Genomic DNA, 19,802 nt, shown 5'->3' with positions numbered 1-19,802 from the left:
GTCAGTTCCTCGTCTTGATCTGGGTGCCCAGGCCTTGCAGGTAGGCGATCAGGGCGTCTTCCTCGGTCTTGCCTTCCAGTTCGGCCGGAGCGGCGGCGATCTCGGCGTCCGAGTACGGGTCGCCCAGGCGCTGCAGCGCGCGCAGGCGCGGCACGATGTCGGCCGGTTTCAGCGCGGCCTTGGCCAGCCACGGGTAGTTCGGCATATTCGATTCCGGCACCACGTCGCGCGGGTTGGCCAGGTGGGTCTTGTGCCATTCGTCGCTATAGCGGCCGCCTACGCGCGCCAGGTCCGGGCCGGTGCGCTTGGAGCCCCACTGGAAGGGACGGTCGTAGACGAATTCGCCGGCCACGGAATAGTGGCCATAGCGTTCGGTCTCGGCGCGGAACGGGCGCACCATCTGCGAGTGGCAGTTGTAGCAGCCTTCGCGCACGTACACGTCGCGGCCCGCCAGGCGCAGCGGGCTATACGGCTTCAGGCCCGCCACCGGTTCGGTGGTCGATTTCTGGAAGAACAGCGGTACGATCTCCACCGCGCCGCCGACCGACACCACCAGCGTCACCAGCACGATCAGCAGCCAGGGGTTCTTCTCTATCCATTCATGCGAAAATTTCATGTTCTTAACTCCGTTGTCATTGCGCTGAAATCAGGCGGCTTTCAGTTCGGGGATGCGGGCCGTAACCGGGGCGCGGCCGCGCAGCGTCATCCAGGTGTTGTAGCCCATCAGGCACATGCCGCCCAGGTACAGCAGGCCGCCGGTGAAGCGCACCACGTAGTAGGGGTAGGTGGCTTTCACGCTCTCGACGAAGGTGTAGGTCAGCGTGCCGTCCGGGTTCACCGCGCGCCACATCAGGCCCTGCATCACGCCGGCGATCCACATCGCGGCGATGTACAGCACGATGCCGATGGTGGCGACCCAGAAGTGCAGGTCGATCAGCTTGACGCTCCACATCTGCTTCTGGCCGGCCAGGCGCGGCAGCAGGTAGTAGATCGAGCCCATGGTGATGAAGCCGACCCAGCCCAGGGCGCCGCCGTGGACGTGGGCGATGCCCCAGTCGGTGTAGTGCGACAGTGCGTTGACGGTCTTGATCGACATCATCGGGCCTTCGAAGGTGGCCATGCCGTAGAACGACAGCGAGACGATCATGAATTTCAGGATAGGGTCGGTGCGCAGCTTGTGCCATGCGCCGGACAGCGTCATCATGCCGTTGATCATGCCGCCCCACGACGGCGCCAGCAGGATCAGCGAGAACACCATGCCCAGCGACTGGGTCCAGTCGGGCAGCGCGGTGTAGTGCAGGTGGTGCGGGCCGGCCCACATGTAGGTGAAGATCAGCGCCCAGAAGTGGACGATGGACAGGCGGTACGAATACACGGGACGCTCGGCCTGCTTTGGAATGAAGTAGTACACCATGCCCAGGTAGCCGGCGGTCAGGATGAAGCCCACCGCGTTGTGGCCGTACCACCACTGGATCATGGCGTCCTGCACGCCGGTGTACATCGAGTAGGATTTGGTCAACGTTGCCGGCATGCTCATGCCGTTCACCACGTGCAGCAGCGTCACGGCCAGGATGTAGCCGCCGAAGAACCAGTTGGCCACGTAGATGTGTTCCACCTTGCGCTTGATGACGGTGCCGAAGAACACGATGGCGTAGGCGATCCACACCAGCGCGATCAGGATGGTGATGGGCCATTCCAGCTCGGCGTATTCCTTGCCGCGCGTGAGGCCCATCGGCAGCGTGACGACCGCGCTCAGGATCACCGCCTGCCAGCCCCAGAAGGTGAAGGCGGCCAGCTTGTCGGAGAACAGCCGCACCTGGCAGGTGCGCTGCACCACGTAGTAGGAGGTGGCGAACAGGCCCGAGATGCCGAACGCGAAAATCACCGCGTTGGTGTGCAGCGGACGCAGGCGTCCGTAGGTAAGCCAGGCGATGTCGAGGTTGAGGCTGGGCCAGGCCAGCTGCGCGGCGATGATGACGCCGACCAGCATGCCCACGATGCCCCAGACCACCGTGGCGATCGCGAACTGCTTCACGATCTTGTAGTTGTACTGTGCTTGATCCACTTTGTGTTCTCCCAAGAACGCTTTGATGATGTAAGTCAAAGGTTACGTGGGTGGGGCCTAAAAAACTTTGATGTGGATCAAAATTGGCCGAACGAGGAAGAGCTAGCTGTCGTCGTCCTGCAGCACGCGTAGCGCGGGGCCGACAAGGTCGTCGAACTGGCCGTTGTCGGACGCCTTGAAAAAGATCCACAGCGCGCCGAAGACCAGCGCCACGCTCAAGGGGACCAGCAGATACAGGGCTTCCATGATATTTCCTCTATTTTTCCGCGCGCAGGCGCAGCGCATTGAGCACCACCACGGCGGAACTGATGGCCATGCCGGCGCCGGACAGCCAGGGGTTCAGGTAGCCCAGCGCGGCGGCCGGAATGGCGGTGACGTTGTACAGCGTGGCCCAGGCCAGGTTCTGGCGTATCACGGCCATGGTGTGTGCGGCGGCGCGCGCGGTGTCGGCCACTGCGCCGAGCTGGCCGTTCATCAGCACCGTGTCGGCGTGGGCTTGCGCCAGCGCGGCGCCGCTGCCCATGGCAAACGAGACATCGGCGGCGCTGAGCACTGCGGCGTCGTTGATGCCGTCGCCCACCATCGCCACCACCGCGCCATCGCGCTGCAAGTCCTGCACGAACGCCAATTTTTGCTGCGGCAGGAACTCGCCGCCCGCCGCCGCGATGCCCAGGCCGCGCGCGACCTGCTGCGTGATCGCCTCATTGTCGCCGCTGAGCAGCACCAGCTGCTTGCCCTGGGCGCGGAAGTAGTCGACGGTGTCTTGCGCGTCCGGCCGCAGCGCGTCGCACAGCAGGAAGCGCGCGATCCACTCGCCGCCGCAGCCCAGGTACACCGGCGTGGCCTCGGCACCATCGGCGGCGGTGTCCGGCAGGGCCGCGACGGCCAGCTTGGCGGAGCCGGCGATGCCGGCCACGAAGGCCGCGTTGCCGAGGCGGTAGCGGGTACCCTGCACCACGCCTTCCAGGCCCTGGCCCGGCAGTTCCTGCACGTCGGCGGCGTTCCAGCGCGCCATCACGGCCGCTTCGCCCGCTGCCGCCAGGATGGCGCGGCCGATCGGGTGCGCACTGTTGGCCTCCAGCGCGGCCGCCACCTGCAGCGCGGCGCTGGCGGCGGTGTGGCCCAGCGGGTCCACGCGCTGCACCGTGGGTTTGCCCAGCGTGAGCGTGCCGGTCTTGTCGAATACCACGTGGGTGGCGCGGTGCAGCGTTTCCAGCACGTGCGGCCGCACGATCAGGATGCCTTTGCCGAGCAGGCGGTCGGTGGCGGCGGCCAGCGCCGACGGGGTGGCCAGCGACAGCGCGCACGGGCAGGACACCACCAGCACCGCGATCGCTATCGGCCAGGCGCGTGCGGCGTCGTGCCAGCTCCACCAGGCAAATGCGGCCAGCGCGAACAGCAGCAGGGCGGCCACGAACCGCGACGCGGCGCGGTCGGCCCACTGCGAGATCTGCGGCTTGTCCGAGCCGGCGTTCTCGATCAGCTTGAGCAGGCCGGAAAGCGTGCTGTCGCTGGCCGGCTTGACCACGCGGGCCACCACGGCGCTGCCGGCGTTGATGGCTCCGCCGGGCACCGCGGCGCCCACCGCCCTGTGCTGAGGCGCGCTCTCGCCGGTCAGCAGCGACAGGTCGACCGAGGTATGGCCCTCCACGATGTCGCAGTCTGCAGCGAAGGTCTCGCCCGGCTTGACGTGGATCAGGTGCCCGATGCGCAGCGCGGCTGCCGGCACGGTGCTGACGCGGCGGTCCAGTGGCCAGTCCGGCATATGCGAGGCCGACGCCGGCAGCCCGTGCTGCATGCGTTCCAGCGCGGCGCTGGCCTTGCGCCGCGCCGCCAGTTCCAGGTAACGGCTGCACAGCAGCAGGAAGATGAACATGGTCACCGAGTCGTAGTACACGTCGCCGTGCCCGCGCCAGGTGGCAATGCAGCTGGCCGCGAAGGCTGCGGCGATGCCCAGCGCCACCGGCACGTCCATGCCCAGCGCGCGGGCGCGCAGGCTGTTCCAGGCGCCGCGGAAGAAGGGCAGCGCCGAATAGCATACGGCTGGCAGCGTCAGCAGCAGGCTGGCCCATTGCATCAGCGCGGCCATGCCGGCGTCCAGCGTGCCGTCGTCGGCCAGGTAGGCGGGGGCGACGTACATCATCACCTGCATCATGGACAGGCCGGCGACGAACAGCTGGCGGCCCAGCGTGCGGCCGGCCTGCTGCAGCTGCCTGCTGTGGCGGGCGGCATCGTAGGGCCAGGCCTGGTAGCCGATGCCGTGCAGCGCGCCCAGGATGTCGGCAGGCCGGCACCGGTCTTTGTCCCAGCGCACTTGCAGGCGCTCGGTGGCCACGTTCATGCTGGCGCGCTGCACGCCGGGCAGCTGCATCAGGCGCCGTTCTATCAGCCACACGCAGGCGGCGCAGCGGATGCCTTCCACCAGCAGGGTGGCTTCGGCGTTGGCGGTGCTGCCGTCGCGCGCGCGGAAGCGCGGATCGGCGTTGTCGTACAGGGCCAGTTCGGGCGGCACCAGCTGCCCCTGCGCGGCGGTGGCGGCGTAGCCGGTGCGGTCCTTGTAGTAGGAGGCTTGCCCGGCGTCGGCAATGGCTTGCGCGACGGCGGCACAACCGGGGCAGCACATGGCGTGTTCGACACCGTCGATGCTGGCGGACCAGCGCTCGCCGCGCGGCAGCGGCAGGCCGCAGTGGTAGCAGTCGGATTGCGCAGGCGTGCCGTGCGGCGCCGCAGCCGTCGACGGTGCTGGCGCGGCGCTGCGGGCTGCGCGGGAGGCGTACTGGCCGTCGTTCATGGCCGGGTTCCTATGCACAGCGCGTCGAGCCAGCCGTGGGCTGCCGTGGCGTCGGGCATGCCGAGCGCGTGCAGCAGCGGCGCGGCGGCGCCGCTGGCGCGCAGCAGGCCCAGCAGGCCGAACGCCAGGACCAGCAGGCCGCAGGCGGTGCGCGCGGCGCGCCGCTGCAGCAGCTGGCGCACCTGCAGGCCCAGCGCGCCAAGGGCTGCCAGCATGGGCAGGGTGCCGAGTCCGAAAGCGAGCATCACTGCCGCGCCGCGCGCGGCCGAACCGCTCAGCGCTGCGGTCAGCAGCACGCTGTAGACCATGGCGCACGGCACCCAGCCCCACAGCCCGCCCAGCGCCAGCGCCTTGGCGGGGCTATCCATCGGCAGCAGGGGGCGCAGCAATGGCTGCAGGCGCTTCCACAATGCGCCGCCGGCGGCCTCCAGTCGGGACAGGCCGCGCCAGGCGTTCATCAGGTACAGCCCGAGCGCCACCAGCATCAGGTTGGCCAGCAGGAAGGCCGCGTTCTGCCAGAATGCGGCCTTCGACAGGCTGGCTGCGCCGCCCGCCAGGCCGCCGGCGATGGCGCCCGCCAGCATGTAGCTGCCGATGCGGCCGGTGTTGTAGGCCAGCAGGCGCAGCGCGGCGCCGCCGGCCACTGCCGCTGCCGGCGCGTGCTGCGCGGCGGGCGTGCAGGGCATCGCCTGCATGGCGGGGGCGGCAAGCCGCAGCGGGGCTGGAGCGGCGGCGATGGGGATCACCCGCCCGGCTGCCTTGGCGGCGCCGGGCGCGGCCGACAGCGCGCCGACGATGCCGCCGCACATGCCTATGCAATGCACGCTGCCGGCCAGGCCGACCAGGAACACCGGCAGCAGATTGACCCCGTCCATGGCGTTCTCAGATCGTTTTCGAGTAGCGCAGCGGCTGCGTTGTGGAGGCGGCGGAGGCAGCGCCGGCGGCGGATGCGCAAGCGGCGTCGTCCTGCGCACGCGGCATGCCGAGATAGCGGTCGAACACCATGCAGATATTGCGCACCAGCAGGCGGCCCTTCAGCGTTACCGACAGCCACTCGCTGTCGATGGCGATCAGCCCGTCCTCCTCCAGCGCGCGCAGCTGCGCCAGCTCGCCGGCGAAGTACTCCGCGAAGCGCAGCGGGTAGGCCATCTCGATGGAAGCGATCGACAGCTCGAAGCTGCACATCAGCTTTTGGATGATGATGCGGCGCAGCAGGTCGTCGGTATTGAGCTTGATGCCGCGCGCCACCGGCAGCACGCCCTGGTCCAGCTTCTCGTAGTAGGCCTCCAGCGTTTTCTCGTTCTGGCTGTAGGTATTGCCCACCGAGCTGATGGCCGACACGCCCACCGCCACCAGGTCCGCTTCCGCGTGCGTGGAATAGCCCTGGAAGTTGCGGTGCAGCCGACCCTGGCGCTGGGCCACGGCCAGGTCGTCGCCGGGCTTGGCGAAATGGTCCATGCCGATGTACACGTAGCCGGCCGCCGTCAGTTCACGGATGCACAGCGCCAGCATGTCCAGCTTCACGTCGGCCGGCGGCAGGTCGGCTTCGAGGATGCGGCGCTGCGGCTTGAACAGGTGCGGCAGGTGCGCGTAGTTGTACAGCGAAATCCGGTCCGGGCTGGCGGCGATCACTTTCGCCATGGTCTGGCGCATGCTGTCCAGCGTCTGCTTGGGCAGGCCGTAGATCAGGTCGATGCTGATGGAGCGGAAGCCGGCGTCGCGCGCGGCCTGCATCACGGCCAGCGTTTCCGCTTCGGGCTGGATGCGGTTGACCGCCTTTTGCACGTCCGGGTCGAAATCCTGCACGCCCAGGCTGACGCGGTTGAAGCCCTGCTGGCGCAGCGAATGCACCCGTTCGCGCGACACGGTGCGCGGATCGATCTCGATCGAGTACTCGCCCTCTTCGTCCGGCGCGAACTCGAAGTTCTTGCGCAGGTGGGCCATCAGCTCTTCCATCTGGCGGTCGCTCAGGTAGGTCGGCGTGCCGCCGCCGAAATGCAGCTGGCCGAGCTGGTTCATGCCGGAGAACAGCTTGCCCTGCATGCCGATTTCCTGCTTCAGGTAGCTCAGGTAGGTGGCCGCCTTGCTGCGGTCCTTGGTGACGATCTTGTTGCAGCCGCAGTAGTAGCACACCGTGTCGCAGAACGGCACGTGCACGTACAGCGACAGCGGGCCGCGCCCGCCGCCGCGCATCTTCAGGCCGGCCACCGCTTCCAGGTAGCTGCCGTAGCCGAAGTCGGCGCTGAAGCGGTCGGCGGTCGGGTAGGACGTGTAGCGCGGGCCGGAGGTGCTCAGGCGGCGGATGGTGGCGGGGTCGAAGCGCAGCGGCTGGGCTGCATCGCCAGTGCTGGACGCAGCGGTGGCGCCGGCGGCGCCGAAGATTTCCTGGGTCATGGCCGTCACCGCTTTCACGCAGCCAGGCGCTTGGCGCCGCTGTCTTTGCCCTTGCCGCTGCTGCGGATCGGGCTCACTTTGCCGCGCTGCGGCGGCAGCGCGCGCTTGCCGAACTTGAACAGGCTGACCGCCTGCGACAGGCCGCCCGCTTCCACCGCCAGGCTGTTGGCCGCCGCCGCCGCTTCCTCCACCAGCGCCGCGTTCTGCTGCGTCACCTGGTCCATATGGGCAATGGCCTGGTTCACCTGGTCCACGCCGATGCTCTGTTCGCGCGAGGCCACCGAGATCTCGTGCATGATGGCCGTGACCTGCTTGACCGAGCTGACCACCTGTTCCATGGTGGCGCCGGCGCGGTGCACCTGCGTCATGCCGGCGCTGACCTTGCCCACCGAGACGTCGATCAGGTGCTTGATGTCCTTGGCCGCCACCGACGAGCGCTGCGCCAGGTTGCGCACCTCGCCCGCCACCACGGCGAAGCCGCGTCCCTGTTCGCCGGCGCGGGCCGCCTCGACCGCCGCGTTCAGCGCCAGGATATTGGTCTGGAAGGCGATGCCTTCGATCAGGGCGATGATGTCGACGATTTTGCGCGAGGACGCGTTGATGTCGTCCATGGTGGCGATCACGTCGGCGACGATCTCGCCGCCTTCCACCGCCACGCTGGAGGCGGCCAGCGCCAGTTCGTTGGCCTGCACCGAATTCTCGGCGTTCTGCTTCACGGTCGAGGCGAACTCCTCGATGCTGGACGCGGTTTCTTCCAGGCTGGCGGCCTGCGCTTCGGTGCGGCCGGACAGGTCGGCGTTGCCGGCGGCGATCTGGCGCGTGGCCACGGCCATGGTTTCCACGTTGACGCGCACGTCGCGGATGGTGGCGATCAGGTTGCTGTTCATCTGTTGCAAGGCGCGCAGCAGCTGGCCCACCTCGTCGGTGGCGCTGGTGTCGAAGGACCCGGACAGGTCGCCCGCGGCGATGGCGCGCGCGCCGTCCAGCGCCTTGCCCAGCGGCTGCAGCACGCTGGTGCGCAGGGTGTACCACAGGAACACATTGACCAGCAGGCCGATGAAGGTGGCACCGAAGATGGTGTAGCGGGTCAGCCCGGAACTGCCGTCGCCGAACAGGCTGGCCAGGCAGACGAACAGCAGCAGCGTGTTGACGCCGCTGGTGGCGGCCCAGATGCGCGCGGCCAGCGAGAAATGGCCCAGGCGCGACAGCAGGTTGCCCACGCCGGGGTGGATCAGCTGGCCGTTCTTGATGACGATGCCGGCCGTCTTGCCGCCTTCGCGGATCTGGCGGTAAGCCTGCTCGGCGGCCCGCACCTGCTCGTTCGAGGCCTTGGTGCGCACCGACATATAGCCCAGGGTCTGGCCGTTTTCGCGGATCGGCGTGATATTGGCCTTGACCCAATAGTAGTCGCCGTTCTTGCAGCGGTTTTTCACCAGCCCGGTCCACGGCGTGCCGCTGCGGATCGAGCTCCACAGGTCGGCGAAGGCTTGCGGCGGCATGTCGGGATGGCGCACGATATTCTGCGGCGCGCCGATCAGTTCCTGTTCGCTAAAGCCGCTGACCTGCACGAAGTAGGGATTGACGTAGACAATATTGCCATTCAGATCAGTCTTCGAGACGATGGCCTGGTCTTCTGCAATCTCGACTTCACGGTTGGTGACGGGTAAATTGGTGCGCATCTGTGCTCTCCTGCGGGCTGTTTGCTTGCTCTATCGCAAGACATGCAGCCAGTGTAAGGAGTGCGGCGGGCAATTTTATTGATGTAGATCAAAAATGCCCGGATTGCGCGCGCTTCATTTCTCGGGCAGCGATCTCAGCAGGTTGTCGCGCAGCGCCACCACGCTTTTTTGCATTTTCGGAAATTCCTGGGCCGACAGGCCGCAGGCCTGGAACAGGTTTTTGCCCTCGGAGGCCTTGCGGCGCAGTTGCTGGCCCGCGTCGGTCAGGCTGACCAGCACCTGGCGCTCGTCGGCCGCGTCGCGCCGCCGCGTCAGGTAGCCCTGGGCTTCCAGCTTCTTCAGGATGGGCGTCAGCGTGTTCGATTCCAGGAACAGCTTCTCGCCCAGGCCGCTGACGGTCTGGCCATCCTGCTCGGACAGCGCGATGATGGTGATGTACTGCGTGTACGTCAGGCCCAGCTCGTCGAGGATGGGCTTGTACGCCTTGCCGAAGGCCAGGTTGGCCGAATAGATGGCAAAGCACAGGTAGTCCGCCAGCGGCAGCTTGGCGGCGTCGGGTGCAGCGGGGGCGGACGTGTCCATGGGAACTCCTGGTTGAGAGTTCCCATTATACATCGTATGCGATCTAATCGGTGCTGCTTAACATCGGCCGCGGCATTCCCACCGCGTGCCCCTGGGCATAATCGACCCCGAGGCCGCGCACCAGGCTGAGGGTTTCCTCGTCCTCCACGTACTCGGCCACGGTCAGCATGCCCATCACGTGGCCCACTTCATTGATGGCTTTGACCAGCGCGCAGTTGATGGCGTTGCTCTTGATGTCGCGGATGAACATGCCGTCGATCTTCAGGTAGTCCACCGGCAGCGCCTTCAGGTAGGCGAACGAGGACAGGCCGCTGCCGAAGTCGTCCAGCGAGAAGCGGCAGCCCAGGGCTTTCAGGCGCGACATGAACACCTGCGCCTTGGGCAGGTTGGCAATGGCGGCCGTTTCCGTGATTTCGAAGCAGATGCGCGTCGGATCGACGCCGAACTCGGCGAACTGCGCCAGGATGTAGTCGTGCAGCCCCTCGTCGTTGAGCGAGGTGCCGGACAGGTTGACCGAGTACAGCGTGCCGTTCGAGCGCTGCGCCCCCCGCTCGCTGCGCACATAGTCGCACACCGCGCGTATCACCCAGCGGTCGATCGCCACCATCAGGTCGTAGCGCTCGGCGGCCGGGATGAAGGCGCCCGGCAGGATCAGGTCGCCCTTGTTGTTCTGGATGCGGATCAGCACCTCGTCGTGCTCCTCGTCGTGCGTGCCCAGGTGCACGATGGGCAGCGCGAACAGGCGGAAGTAGTTGTGCTCGAAAGCCTCGTTCAGGCGCGACACCCACTGCATCTCGCCTTGCCGCTGGGCCAGCTTCAAGTCCGACTCCATGTAGTGGTGCACCCGGTTGCGGCCCTGCTCCTTGGCCAGGTAGCAGGCCTGGTCGGCCGCCATCAGCAGGTCGGTCATCGACTTGCTGTCGTGGTTGATCTCCACCAGGCCGATGCTGGCGCCGATCTCGAAACTGCGGCTGTCCCACACGAAGCGGAAATTCTTGATCGACTGGCGCAGCTGGTCGGCGATCAGCATGGCCTGGTTGGGCGGACAGTGCGGCAGCAGCACGCCCAGCTCGTCGCCGCCCAGCCGGGCCAGCACGTCGCTGTCGCGCATCTGGGTTTGCAGCATCTTGGCCAGGAGCTGCAGCAGCACGTCGCCGGCGCTGTGGCCGCAGGTGTCGTTGACCACCTTGAACTGGTCCAGGTCGATGTACAGCAGCGCGTGCGTGTGGCCCTCGTGCTTGGCCGAGTGCAGCGCGGCGGCGATCTGGTGTTCGAATTCGCGCCGGTTCATCAGGCCGGTCAGCGTGTCGTGGCTGGCGTACCAGGACAGCTGCTGGGTCAGCTTGCGCTCGTGGCTCACGTCGCGGAACACCACCACCGTGCCCAGCATGTCGCCATTGCCGGACCAGATCGGCGAGGCCGAATCTTCGATGGCGATCGAACGCCCGTCCCGCGTGATGAGCTGGGTGCCGTTGCTCACCCCGATAGACTGGCGCAGGCGCAGGCAGCGCGTGGCCACGTGCTCGGGGGCGCTGACCGGGTCGGCGCGCAGCGCCTGCGGCAATTGCTGGTCCCCCGGCTGCGGGCTGTCGTACACCAGCTTCATGGTCTGTTCGATCGGCAGGCCGCTGGCCAGGTCCTGGCTCCAGCCGGTCAGCTGCTCGGCCACGCGGTTCAGGAAGCGCGTGTTGCCTTTCGCGTCGGTGGTGACCACGCCGTCGCCGATCGACGCCAGCGTCACTTCCGCCAGTTCTTTTTGTTCCGCCGTTTCCAGTTCCTGCAGCTTGCGCGCGGTGATGTCCCAGACGATGCCCAGCGTGCGCTCGGCCACGCCCTGTTGACTGCAGTCGGCGTGGGCTTTCGCGGCCAGCCAGTGCACGCTGCCGTCCTGCCACACCACGCGGTACTCCACCTCGTAGTCGCGGCAGCGGTCGGCGGCGTCCTGCATGCGTTCGAACAGCTGGTCGCGGTCGTCCGGGTGCACGAATGCCAGGAAGTCCCGGAACGGCTGCTCGCACTGGCGTGCGGGCAGGCCCAGCAGCGCCGCGCCGTCGGGCGACCAGTGCACCATGCCCTCGGCAACCTTCCCGTCCTTCAACACGGAGTCCCAGATTGCCATGTGCGCTGCCGACATCGCCATGTGCAAGCGTTTTTGCAGGTCTGTCATCGCTGTCCTCCACGGTGCTTGGTCTCGGTGTGACTTGGGCGCCGGCGGAAAGTTCCGGCCCCTGCTGGCATAATAGGAAAGCAAATGAGGCAAGACAAGCAACGCGGACCAGGGAGCGGCGATGGCATCTCAGCAGGGCACGGTGGATTTTCTGGTGGACCAGATGGCGGGCGCGGGCACCTTGGCGGCGCGCAAGATGTTTGGCGAATACGCGCTCTACTGCGACGGCAAGATGTTCGCACTGGTGTGCGACGACCAGCTGTTCATCAAGCCGGTGGCGGCCAGCCGCGCCTGGATAGGCGAGCCGCGGCAGGCGCAGCCTTATCCGCAGGCCAAGCCGTGGTACGTGATACCGGGCGATCAGTGGGACGACCGCGAATGGCTGGCGGAGCTGGCGCGGCGCACGGCGGCCGCGCTGCCGTTGCCGGCGCCCAAAAAGAAGAAGCCGGCTGCGTAGCATGGGCGCAGCCGTGTTGCATCACACTTCGCCGGACTGCGGTTCGTCCTTGCTGCCGGCGCTGTCGCGCACGTTTTTCTGCACCGCCACGGCGGCAAACAGGCTCAGCACGAAAGACATGGCGTAGAAGCCTTTTTCGCTGGGCGCCAGCGTGGCGTTGAACAGGCCCACCGACAGCAGCAGCAAGGCCAGCAGCAGCGAAATCCAGCACAGGCCGAAATACATATTGGTGACCGGGATGCCTTCCATGCGGTCGCGCACCGACTTTTGCAGCGACACGGCGGCGAACAGGCCGTAGGCCAGCAAGGTGAAGTAATAGCCCTTCTCGTTGAGCTGCATGGTGGCGTTCCACAGCCCGGTCAGATAGGTGGCGGCGCCCACCAGCAGGGCCGCCCAGGAGGCGCCCACGAAGGCGGCGGTCGGGCGTTGCGGCGTGTTCTTGTTCATGCTCTCTCCATTCTTATGGCCGGGCGCCGGCTGGCGCCCGAACTGCTATCAAACCAGAAATGTCAATGCGAGCGCTTGAACAAGCGCAAGAATCGGCCGGCCGCCATCACGCCCACCAGCACCAGCGCGCCGGCGATCACGCCGGCGACGGCGTCCAGCAGCGACGGCGTGACCGCCTGCAGCACGCCGCCCAGGCCGGGCGCGGAACCGACGAACTCGGCCGCGTGGTGGATCACGTCGTGCGCGGCGGGAATGCCGTGCGTCAGGATGCCGCCGCCCACCATGAACATGGCCAGCGTGCCGGCCACCGACAGGAACTTCATCAGCTTGGGGGCCGCCGCCAGCAGGAAGCGGCCCAGGCCGCGCGTGAAGCCGCTGGCGCCGGGGCGCTGCGTCAGGTACAGGCCGGCGTCATCCATCTTGACGATGGCCGCCACGATGCCGTACACGCCCACCGTCATCGCCACCGCGATGCTGGCCAGCACCGCCACCTGCTGCGAGAACGGCGCATTGGCCACCGTGCCCAGCGCGATCACGATGATCTCGGCCGACAGGATGAAGTCGGTGCGGATGGCGCCCTTGATCTTGTCTTTCTCCAGCGCCACCATGTCCACGTCGGGATTGGCCACGGCGGCCACCAGCTCGGCGTGGTGCTGCTCGTCCTCGTGCTCGCTGTGCAGGTATTTGTGGGCGATCTTTTCAAAGCCTTCGAAGCACAGGTAGGCGCCGCCCAGCATCAGCAGCGGCGTGATGGCCCAGGGCGCGAACGCGCTGATGGCCAGCGCGGCAGGCACCAGGATGGCCTTGTTCTTCATGGAGCCGATGGCCACCGCCCACACCACCGGCAGTTCGCGGTCGGCGTTCACGCCGGCCACCTGCTGGGCGTTCAGGGCCAGGTCGTCGCCCAGCACGCCGGCAGTTTTCTTGGCGGCGACCTTGCTCATGGCGGCGACGTCATCAAGGATGGTGGTGATGTCGTCAATCAGGGCCAGCAGACTGGTGCCGGCCATCTCAGCGGCCTCCCCGGACAGCGGTGGACAGGCGGGCGGGAGCGTGTTTTTTCATGGTGCGTGGGAAATAAGTGGAAGCAGCGCTAATCTTACATCATAAGCAACTGCCGCCAGGCATGAGTTGACGCAAGCGCGTGCTGCCCGCGCTACAATGGCCGCTCAACAAACCCGCACCGGAACCCTCAGCATGGCCTTCAGCACCTGGATCACTTTCGTTATCGCCGCCTCCATCATTGCCGTCTCGCCCGGCTCCGGCGCGGTGCTGTCGATGTCGCACGGCCTGTCGTATGGCGTGCGCAAGGCCAGCGGCACCATCCTGGGCCTGCAGGCGGGCCTGCTGCTGGTGCTGGCCATAGCCGGCGCCGGCGTCGGCTCGCTGCTGCTCGCTTCGGAGCTGGCCTTCAACGTGGTCAAGACGGTGGGCGCGCTGTACCTGATCTGGCTTGGCTTCAGCCAGTGGCGCGCCAAGGTGCAGGCGGCGCCGGCCGGCGCCGATCGCGGTGCGCCGGCCAGGGCCGAGCTGCCGTCGCTGCAAAAGCGCGTGCTGACCGGTTTCCTCACCAATGCCACCAATCCCAAGGGCATCATCTTCATGGTGGCGGTGCTGCCGCAGTTCATTTCGCAAGAGCATCCGCTGCTGCCGCAGCTGCTGATCCTGGCCGCCACCATGTGCACCATCGACCTGGTGGTGATGCACAGCTACGCTTTCCTGGCCGCCTCCATGCAGCGCTTCTTCCGCGACGCGCGCGCCGTCAAGCGCCAGAACCGCGTGTTCGGCGGCCTGCTGATGGCGGTGGGCGCCGCGCTGTTCTTCGTCAAACGCGGCGGTTCCCACGCCTGAGCACCGCGCCTGAGGATGTAGCCGCGTTCTACAATGTGAAAACATTTGTAACCGGCGTCGCCGGAAACGCAAATGCGGCGTTAAATGAGTCCATCAGTACCAATCACCTATTGGAGTGCCGCCATGGGCCGCAAACTTGTACACATCATCCTGCTGACTGCGCTGGTTGCCGTCAGCTCGCTGGCGCTGGCGGACGACGATCCGCCCGGCCGCGTGGGCCGCATTTCCAGCGCCGAGGGCCAGGTGACGGTCGAGGCCGACGGCGAAGAAGCCAGCGGCAGCCTGGTGAACTGGCCGGTGGCCAGCGGCACCCGCATCACCGCCGCCCGTGGTTCCCGCCTGGAATTTCGCATCGGTTCGGCAGCCATCCGCATGGACGGCGATTCCAGCCTGGAAGTGGAAGCGCTGGACGACGACAGCCTGCGCCTGCGCCTGAATTACGGCACCGCCAGCGTGCGCCTGCGCAGCGGCGAAATGCTGGGCGACTTTGAGCTGACCACCCCGCAAGCCCGCGTCACCCTGCTGGAACCCGGCCTGGTGCGGGTCGATACCGAACGCCAGCCGGACACCAGCACGGTGTCCGTGCTGCTGGGCGTGGCCAGCGTCGATGGCGGCGGCACGGCATTGACGCTGCGCGCCGGCAAGCGCGCGGTGGTGCAGGGCGACCAGGTCAGCACCGGGCAGGCGCAGCGCGACCGTTTCGACGAATGGGTGATGGCGCGCGACCAGCGCGACGAGAATTCCCAGTCGCTGCGCTACCTGACGGCCGACGTCACCGGCTACGAGGAGCTGGACCAGCACGGCAGCTGGCGCGACAGCGACGAGTACGGCCCGCTGTGGTCGCCGCGCTCGGTGCCGCTGGGCTGGGCGCCCTACCGCGACGGCCGCTGGACCTGGCTGGACCCGTGGGGCTGGACCTGGGTCGACGACGCCCCTTGGGGCTACGCGCCCTCGCACTATGGCCGCTGGGTGATGCTGGACACGCGCTGGTACTGGGCGCCGGGCCGCTTCACGTCGCGCCCGGTGTGGGCGCCGGCGCTGGTGGGCTGGGTGGGCGGCAGCAACTGGAGCGTGGCGTTCGCCAACCGGCATAACGGCCCCGGCGTGGGCTGGTATCCGCTGACCCCGCGCGACCGCTTCGTGCCCTACTACCGGGTATCGGCCGAGCACGAGCGGCGCCTGGGCTGGCACCACCAGAACAGTGTGCGCTGGAAGCCGCAGCGCGAAGTGCGCCGCGAAGGCGTGACCGTGCTGCCGCGCGACCAGTTCGATGCGCGCCGCACCGTCAACGTCAACAAGGCGCCGCGCATTTCTCTGGCGCCCAACGACGCCCGCAATGTGCCGATCTCGACCGCGCCGCTGCCGCTGACCCGCATGACGCCGGGCGCGGTGACGCCGGGCCGCGTGATTGAAACCCGGCGCGAGCGGGGCGACGGCTTCGTGCGCCAGCCGAGGAACAGCATCAGCCAGCCGTTTGCGCAGCCCCCCGCCGCTGCTCCGCAGCAGCAGGCTCAGCAACCGCAGCAGCAGTTTACCGCGCCTGCCGCGCCGATCGTCACGCCGCGTCCGCAGACGGCCGACCGTAACGGGGACGACGAGCGCCGCGCGCGCATGGTGCGCGAGCGGGAGCAGAATGACGACCGCGAGCGCCGCGAAGGGGGCCAGCGCTGGAATCGCCAGTCCATCCAGGCTCAGCAGCCGCAGCCGCAGCCGCAGCCGCAGCACCCGTTTGCGCAGCCGGCGCAAGCCGCGCCGCAGCCGGCCGCCCAGTTCCGCCAGCGCGACGACGGCGCCGAGCAGCGCATGCGCGAGCAGCGGGAACGGGTGCAGCGCGAGCAACGTGAGCAGCGCGAGCAGCGTGAAGCGCCGGTGTTCCGGGCGCCGCCACAGCAAGCCCAGCCGCAACCTCAGCCTCAGCCGCAAGCGCAGCCCGCGCCCCGGCCGCAGATGCAGGCGCCGCAGCCGCCACAGCAGCGCGACGACAACAGCGGCCGCCGCTACCGCAACGACAAGGACGAGCGCGGCAAGATGCGTGAATAGGGACAGGGCGGGAACGCACTGCATTTCAGTCCGGGATTTCGCGCGTCCAGGGCGCGATTTATGCAGTTCATCACATTCCGATGGCAGCCTGGCTCCCGTTTTCATACAGTGGAGCCAGTCAAAAGTTCCCGACTATTTTTCTTTTCCCAATTAAAAATAGTGTTCGAGCCGGCCCTCCCAGCCGGCTCTTTTTTTACCGTCTTACTTTCCGCCTGCCAAATTGCGTATCCGCGCCCGCCATTCCCCCAGCGCCGACAGCGCGTCGTGAAACTCGCGCTCTATCAGATCCGCCTCGGATGGTGTAATCTTGCCATCTAATAAAGATTGTGAAACGGCCTCGGCGACGTCACCCACCTGGCTCATCACCCGGCACACGGTTTGCGACAGGTCGTCCTGCGCCACTTTCTCGGGCAGCGGCACGACGAACGCAGCCATGCCGTGCCGCGTCAGCAGGGCATGCAGGGGCAGCAGGGCGTCTTTCACCCCCGCTTTCTGGCACAGTTCTATGATGGCCGAGACCTCTTCGAACGAGGGGTAGTGCGAGGCAATCGTGGGTGACAATTTGTTACGTAATACGTTCACGGAAATACCCATGCATTGCGACAATGCCTCTATGCCGCCGGGATAGCCCCGGGCCACGGTGTAAAGCGCGTCGTGTTGATTCATATCAGAGTATTTGCGGGTCATGGTGAAGCGCGTCCTTTTTTACCGATGCTTTTATGAAGCATCAACATTATGCTGTTAATCATTCAACTTTGAGGTTGGGGCAATGAAGAAGTCTCTCCGCACTACGATAGCGCTGGTTTTGTCGATGACGCTGGCCATGAACGGCGCGTATGCCGATACGCGCCCGGCCAAGAGCTCCGGCTCGTTCAAGAGCGGATTCTCGTCGCAAAAGAGCAGCCCTGCAAGAAGTAGCAATTCTAACAAGGCCGACAGCGCCCGCAGCGGCAATACCTCGTTCGGCTCGTTCGGCTCGGCGCGCCGGGCGCCGGACAGCGCGGCGGGTTCGCGCAACCAGTCGGCCATGTCGCAGGACATGACGCGTCGCCAGGCCGAAGAAAACGCGCTGCGCACCATGGACAGCCGGCGCGCCGCCCGCGAAGCGCAGCAGCGCACCCTGCCGCCGCTGGACCCGGTCATGCCGCGCCAGCCGCAGCAGCAGCAGTCGCCGCAGTACGGCCAGCAGGCGCCGCGCTATGACAATCGCGGCTACGACAACCGGGGCTACGACAACCGGGGCTATGACCGGAGCGGCTACGACAACCGCGGTTACGACAGCCGGGGCTATGACCGCAACGGCCGCCTGGCGACCGCCGGCGCCGCAGCGGCGGGCGTGGTGCTCGGTTCCATCCTGAGCGGTCCGGCCCATGCCAACCGCACGCAGGCGCCGGCGCCGGTACCGGGCAATGTGCCGGCCGACATCGGCGCGCTGGGCCCGGTGGACCCGGCCGCCCCGGCTGGCCCCGCAGCGGAAACGGCCGGCGCCGCTGCAACCGGCAGCGCCACCGGGATGGATGCGGTGCAGGCCGAGCAAGCCAAGCCGCAGCGCAAGGAATCGGGCGGCCTGGGCTGGTTAGGCTGGGCCATGATCATCGGCCTGGGCTACGTCGGCTGGCGCTTGCTGCGCGGCCGCCTGACGAAGCCGAAAGCCGGCCGTAACTATTCTTTGGGAGATTGAGATGGGTTGGAAAGATGCAATGGATTATGTGCGTGGCGCGGCCACCAAGCGCGGCCTGGCCGAGGCGCCGGCGGACCAGCAACTGCCGCTGGGTGCGCGCATCGGCAGCGTGCTCAGCCTGCAGCAGTCGCCACTGCTGCGCGCCAGCACCGCCGGTTCGCTGATCCGCATGCCGAACGGCAGCGACACACGCATCCTGGCCGTCTCGCGCATCAAGCTCAACCTGTCCGGCAAGCTGTACCGCTACTACCTGGACAAGGGCGACGACGCCGACGATGAGAAGTTTCTGCAAGTGTATGTGAACGAGCAGGGCCAGGTGGCCGAGATCCTGTACTGCACCCAGCTGGCGCGGGTGATCCCGCAAACCGCCGAGGACCAGGAAGCCTATACCGGCGAAGCCGGCTACGGCCTGGGCGACGCCAGCTACACCCTGTGGCGCGCCCAGTTGGACGGCTACGGCCTGGACCCGCAAGACCTGGACCTGGCCTTCGGTGGCGAGGAGGGCCTGGAATACCTGCGCGACGCGGGCGATCCGGACGCGGAATTCGTGGCGCCGTTCAAGGGCACTGAAACCCGCATCGACGACGCCGGCGGCATGGGCGGCTTGCAGCAGGAAATGTATTTGATGCCCTATGTGCGCCAGCTGAACGGCGCAGGCAAGGAGTTTTTGCTGATCAGCACGGAGATCCTCCGCAGCGTGAACGGCGACGCAGGGAAACGCGGTATCCATGTCGATTTTGTCATCGGCATACCGGTTGAGCAGGAACGTCTCGTCATCCAGTGAGGACGGCGGCACGCACAGGCAGTTTCAACTTACTGAAAGGAAGCACAACATGAGCACTTCGAATGGCTGGGGTTTAACCGCGCGTCTGATCACCAAACACTTCGGCGCCCTGGGCGACCGCGTCTCCGAAGCGATTGCCAATTTCGATCCCGAAACGGCGACCGAGGCTGACCGCGACCGCCTGGCCGACACCTTGCGCGCCACGGCCCAGAAGCTGGCGTCGGCCCGTTCCTCCTTCGAAAAGGAGCACGCGGACGTGGTCAAGCTGCAAGAGCTGATCGCCAACGACGAAAAGGCCGCCGAAACGCTGGGCGAGCGCCTGGCCTCGGGCCGCATCTCGGAAGCGACCATCAACCTGTTCTGCGACGAGCTGGAGTCGAACAAGGCCCGCCTGCCGCTGGAAATCCAGGAGCAGGCCGACGCCGAGGAATACATGAACGAGCTGCAGAAGATCGTCGACGCGCTGTCGCAGCAGCTGGCCGACTTCGACGCCGCCGCCAAGAAGGCGCTGCAAGCGCTGGCGCAAGCCAACGCCCAGCGCGACCTGCAGCAAGTGCGCGCCGAGCGCCAGGAGCAGCTCAACGGCCTGAAAGGCCTGCAAGGCAACTCCAGCGCGCTGAATGCGCTGACCCGCCGCGCCCAGTCCGTCAGCAATGAAGCGGCCGGCATGAAGATCGTGGCCGACATCGGCCAGCGACCGATCGACCAGGCCGCCGAGCTGGACGCCATCCGCAAGTCCGTCAGCAATCCGGGCGCGGCCGGCGGCGAGTCCGCCCTGGCCCGCCTGCAGCGCCTGTCCGGCAAAACCGCCGCGGCGTAATCCGGCCATGCATGCCGCCGATATTGTGACCGCGTTACAATATC

18 protein-coding genes are annotated in these 19,802 nt (G+C 67.0%); 6 read left to right on the top strand and 12 right to left on the bottom strand.

Annotation, left to right across the window (positions count from 1 at the left end; genetic code table 11):
* Window position 1: 1 nt before the first annotated feature.
* From ccoO to ASD15_RS07510, 9 genes are all read right to left on the bottom strand, one after another.
* Window positions 2-616: a cytochrome-c oxidase, cbb3-type subunit II gene (gene ccoO, locus ASD15_RS07550; RefSeq protein WP_057154211.1), complete on the bottom strand. Its 615-nt coding sequence runs from the start codon at window positions 614-616 to the stop codon at window positions 2-4.
* A gap of 30 nt (window positions 617-646) precedes the next feature.
* Window positions 647-2,065 (bottom strand): cytochrome-c oxidase, cbb3-type subunit I, encoded by a 1,419-nt coding sequence (gene ccoN / locus ASD15_RS07545; RefSeq protein ID WP_057154328.1) that lies wholly within the window; start codon window positions 2,063-2,065, stop codon window positions 647-649.
* Window positions 2,066-2,167: 102 nt separating this feature from the next.
* A complete protein-coding gene (ccoS, locus tag ASD15_RS07540; protein ID WP_057154210.1) occupies window positions 2,168-2,311 on the bottom strand; it encodes a cbb3-type cytochrome oxidase assembly protein CcoS in 144 nt (47 codons plus the stop codon).
* 10 nt (window positions 2,312-2,321) lie between these two features.
* Window positions 2,322-4,856, bottom strand: a complete 2,535-nt coding sequence (locus ASD15_RS07535; protein WP_082551652.1) for a heavy metal translocating P-type ATPase — start codon at window positions 4,854-4,856, stop codon at window positions 2,322-2,324.
* Entirely contained in the window at window positions 4,853-5,731 is an 879-nt protein-coding gene (locus ASD15_RS07530; protein ID WP_057154209.1) for a sulfite exporter TauE/SafE family protein, read from the bottom strand. Before ASD15_RS07530 ends, ASD15_RS07535 begins: the two co-directional genes overlap by 4 nt.
* 7 nt (window positions 5,732-5,738) lie before the next feature.
* A complete protein-coding gene (hemN, locus tag ASD15_RS07525) occupies window positions 5,739-7,250 on the bottom strand; it encodes an oxygen-independent coproporphyrinogen III oxidase (protein WP_082551672.1) in 1,512 nt (503 codons plus the stop codon).
* 14 nt (window positions 7,251-7,264) lie between these two features.
* Complete coding sequence (locus tag ASD15_RS07520) at window positions 7,265-8,929, bottom strand: PAS domain-containing methyl-accepting chemotaxis protein (RefSeq protein WP_057154208.1); 1,665 nt, start codon at window positions 8,927-8,929, stop codon at window positions 7,265-7,267.
* Between the two features lie 114 nt (window positions 8,930-9,043).
* On the bottom strand, window positions 9,044-9,511 hold the full coding sequence (locus ASD15_RS07515; protein ID WP_057154207.1) for a MarR family winged helix-turn-helix transcriptional regulator: 468 nt from the start codon (window positions 9,509-9,511) through the stop codon (window positions 9,044-9,046).
* Window positions 9,512-9,554: 43 nt separating this feature from the next.
* Window positions 9,555-11,678, bottom strand: coding sequence for an EAL domain-containing protein (locus ASD15_RS07510; protein WP_057154206.1), 2,124 nt, complete (start codon window positions 11,676-11,678; stop codon window positions 9,555-9,557).
* 121 nt (window positions 11,679-11,799) lie between these two features.
* Here ASD15_RS07510 and ASD15_RS07505 point away from each other — a divergent pair, with 121 nt between their 5' ends.
* Complete coding sequence (locus tag ASD15_RS07505; protein WP_057154205.1) at window positions 11,800-12,135, top strand: TfoX/Sxy family protein; 336 nt, start codon at window positions 11,800-11,802, stop codon at window positions 12,133-12,135.
* 21 nt (window positions 12,136-12,156) lie between these two features.
* Here ASD15_RS07505 and yiaA read toward each other — a convergent pair whose 3' ends face one another.
* Together yiaA and ASD15_RS07495 are read right to left on the bottom strand one after the other, a co-directional pair.
* Window positions 12,157-12,582 (bottom strand): inner membrane protein YiaA, encoded by a 426-nt coding sequence (gene yiaA / locus ASD15_RS07500; RefSeq protein WP_057154204.1) that lies wholly within the window; start codon window positions 12,580-12,582, stop codon window positions 12,157-12,159.
* Between the two features lie 62 nt (window positions 12,583-12,644).
* A complete protein-coding gene (locus ASD15_RS07495) occupies window positions 12,645-13,592 on the bottom strand; it encodes a DUF808 domain-containing protein (RefSeq protein ID WP_057154203.1) in 948 nt (315 codons plus the stop codon).
* Window positions 13,593-13,779: 187 nt separating this feature from the next.
* On the opposite strand from ASD15_RS07495, the gene ASD15_RS07490 reads away from it, so the two are divergent.
* Together ASD15_RS07490 and ASD15_RS07485 are read left to right on the top strand one after the other, a co-directional pair.
* Entirely contained in the window at window positions 13,780-14,433 is a 654-nt protein-coding gene (locus ASD15_RS07490) for a LysE family transporter (protein WP_057154202.1), read from the top strand.
* Window positions 14,434-14,556: 123 nt separating this feature from the next.
* Complete coding sequence (locus ASD15_RS07485; RefSeq protein WP_057154201.1) at window positions 14,557-16,473, top strand: DUF6600 domain-containing protein; 1,917 nt, start codon at window positions 14,557-14,559, stop codon at window positions 16,471-16,473.
* Window positions 16,474-16,674: 201 nt separating this feature from the next.
* On the opposite strand, the gene ASD15_RS07480 is transcribed toward ASD15_RS07485, so the two are convergent.
* Window positions 16,675-17,160, bottom strand: coding sequence for a phage regulatory CII family protein (locus ASD15_RS07480; RefSeq protein WP_057154200.1), 486 nt, complete (start codon window positions 17,158-17,160; stop codon window positions 16,675-16,677).
* Between the two features lie 82 nt (window positions 17,161-17,242).
* Between ASD15_RS07480 and ASD15_RS07475 the strand changes: the two genes are divergently transcribed.
* From ASD15_RS07475 to ASD15_RS07465, 3 genes are read left to right on the top strand one after another with little or no spacing between them, the layout of a single operon-like run.
* Window positions 17,243-18,154 (top strand): hypothetical protein, encoded by a 912-nt coding sequence (locus ASD15_RS07475; protein WP_157200851.1) that lies wholly within the window; start codon window positions 17,243-17,245, stop codon window positions 18,152-18,154.
* Between the two features lie 19 nt (window positions 18,155-18,173).
* Window positions 18,174-18,938, top strand: a complete 765-nt coding sequence (locus tag ASD15_RS07470) for a DUF2491 family protein (RefSeq protein WP_229418103.1) — start codon at window positions 18,174-18,176, stop codon at window positions 18,936-18,938.
* A gap of 49 nt (window positions 18,939-18,987) precedes the next feature.
* A complete protein-coding gene (locus ASD15_RS07465) occupies window positions 18,988-19,758 on the top strand; it encodes a hypothetical protein (protein ID WP_057154197.1) in 771 nt (256 codons plus the stop codon).
* Window positions 19,759-19,802: the final 44 nt, after the last annotated feature.

The sequence above is a fragment of the Massilia sp. Root351 genome (assembly GCF_001425045.1).
Taxonomy (GTDB): Bacteria; Pseudomonadota; Gammaproteobacteria; order Burkholderiales; family Burkholderiaceae_D; genus Rugamonas.
Note: the sequence above shows the minus strand (reverse complement) of the source record. Positions and strands in the feature narration are given on the sequence as shown.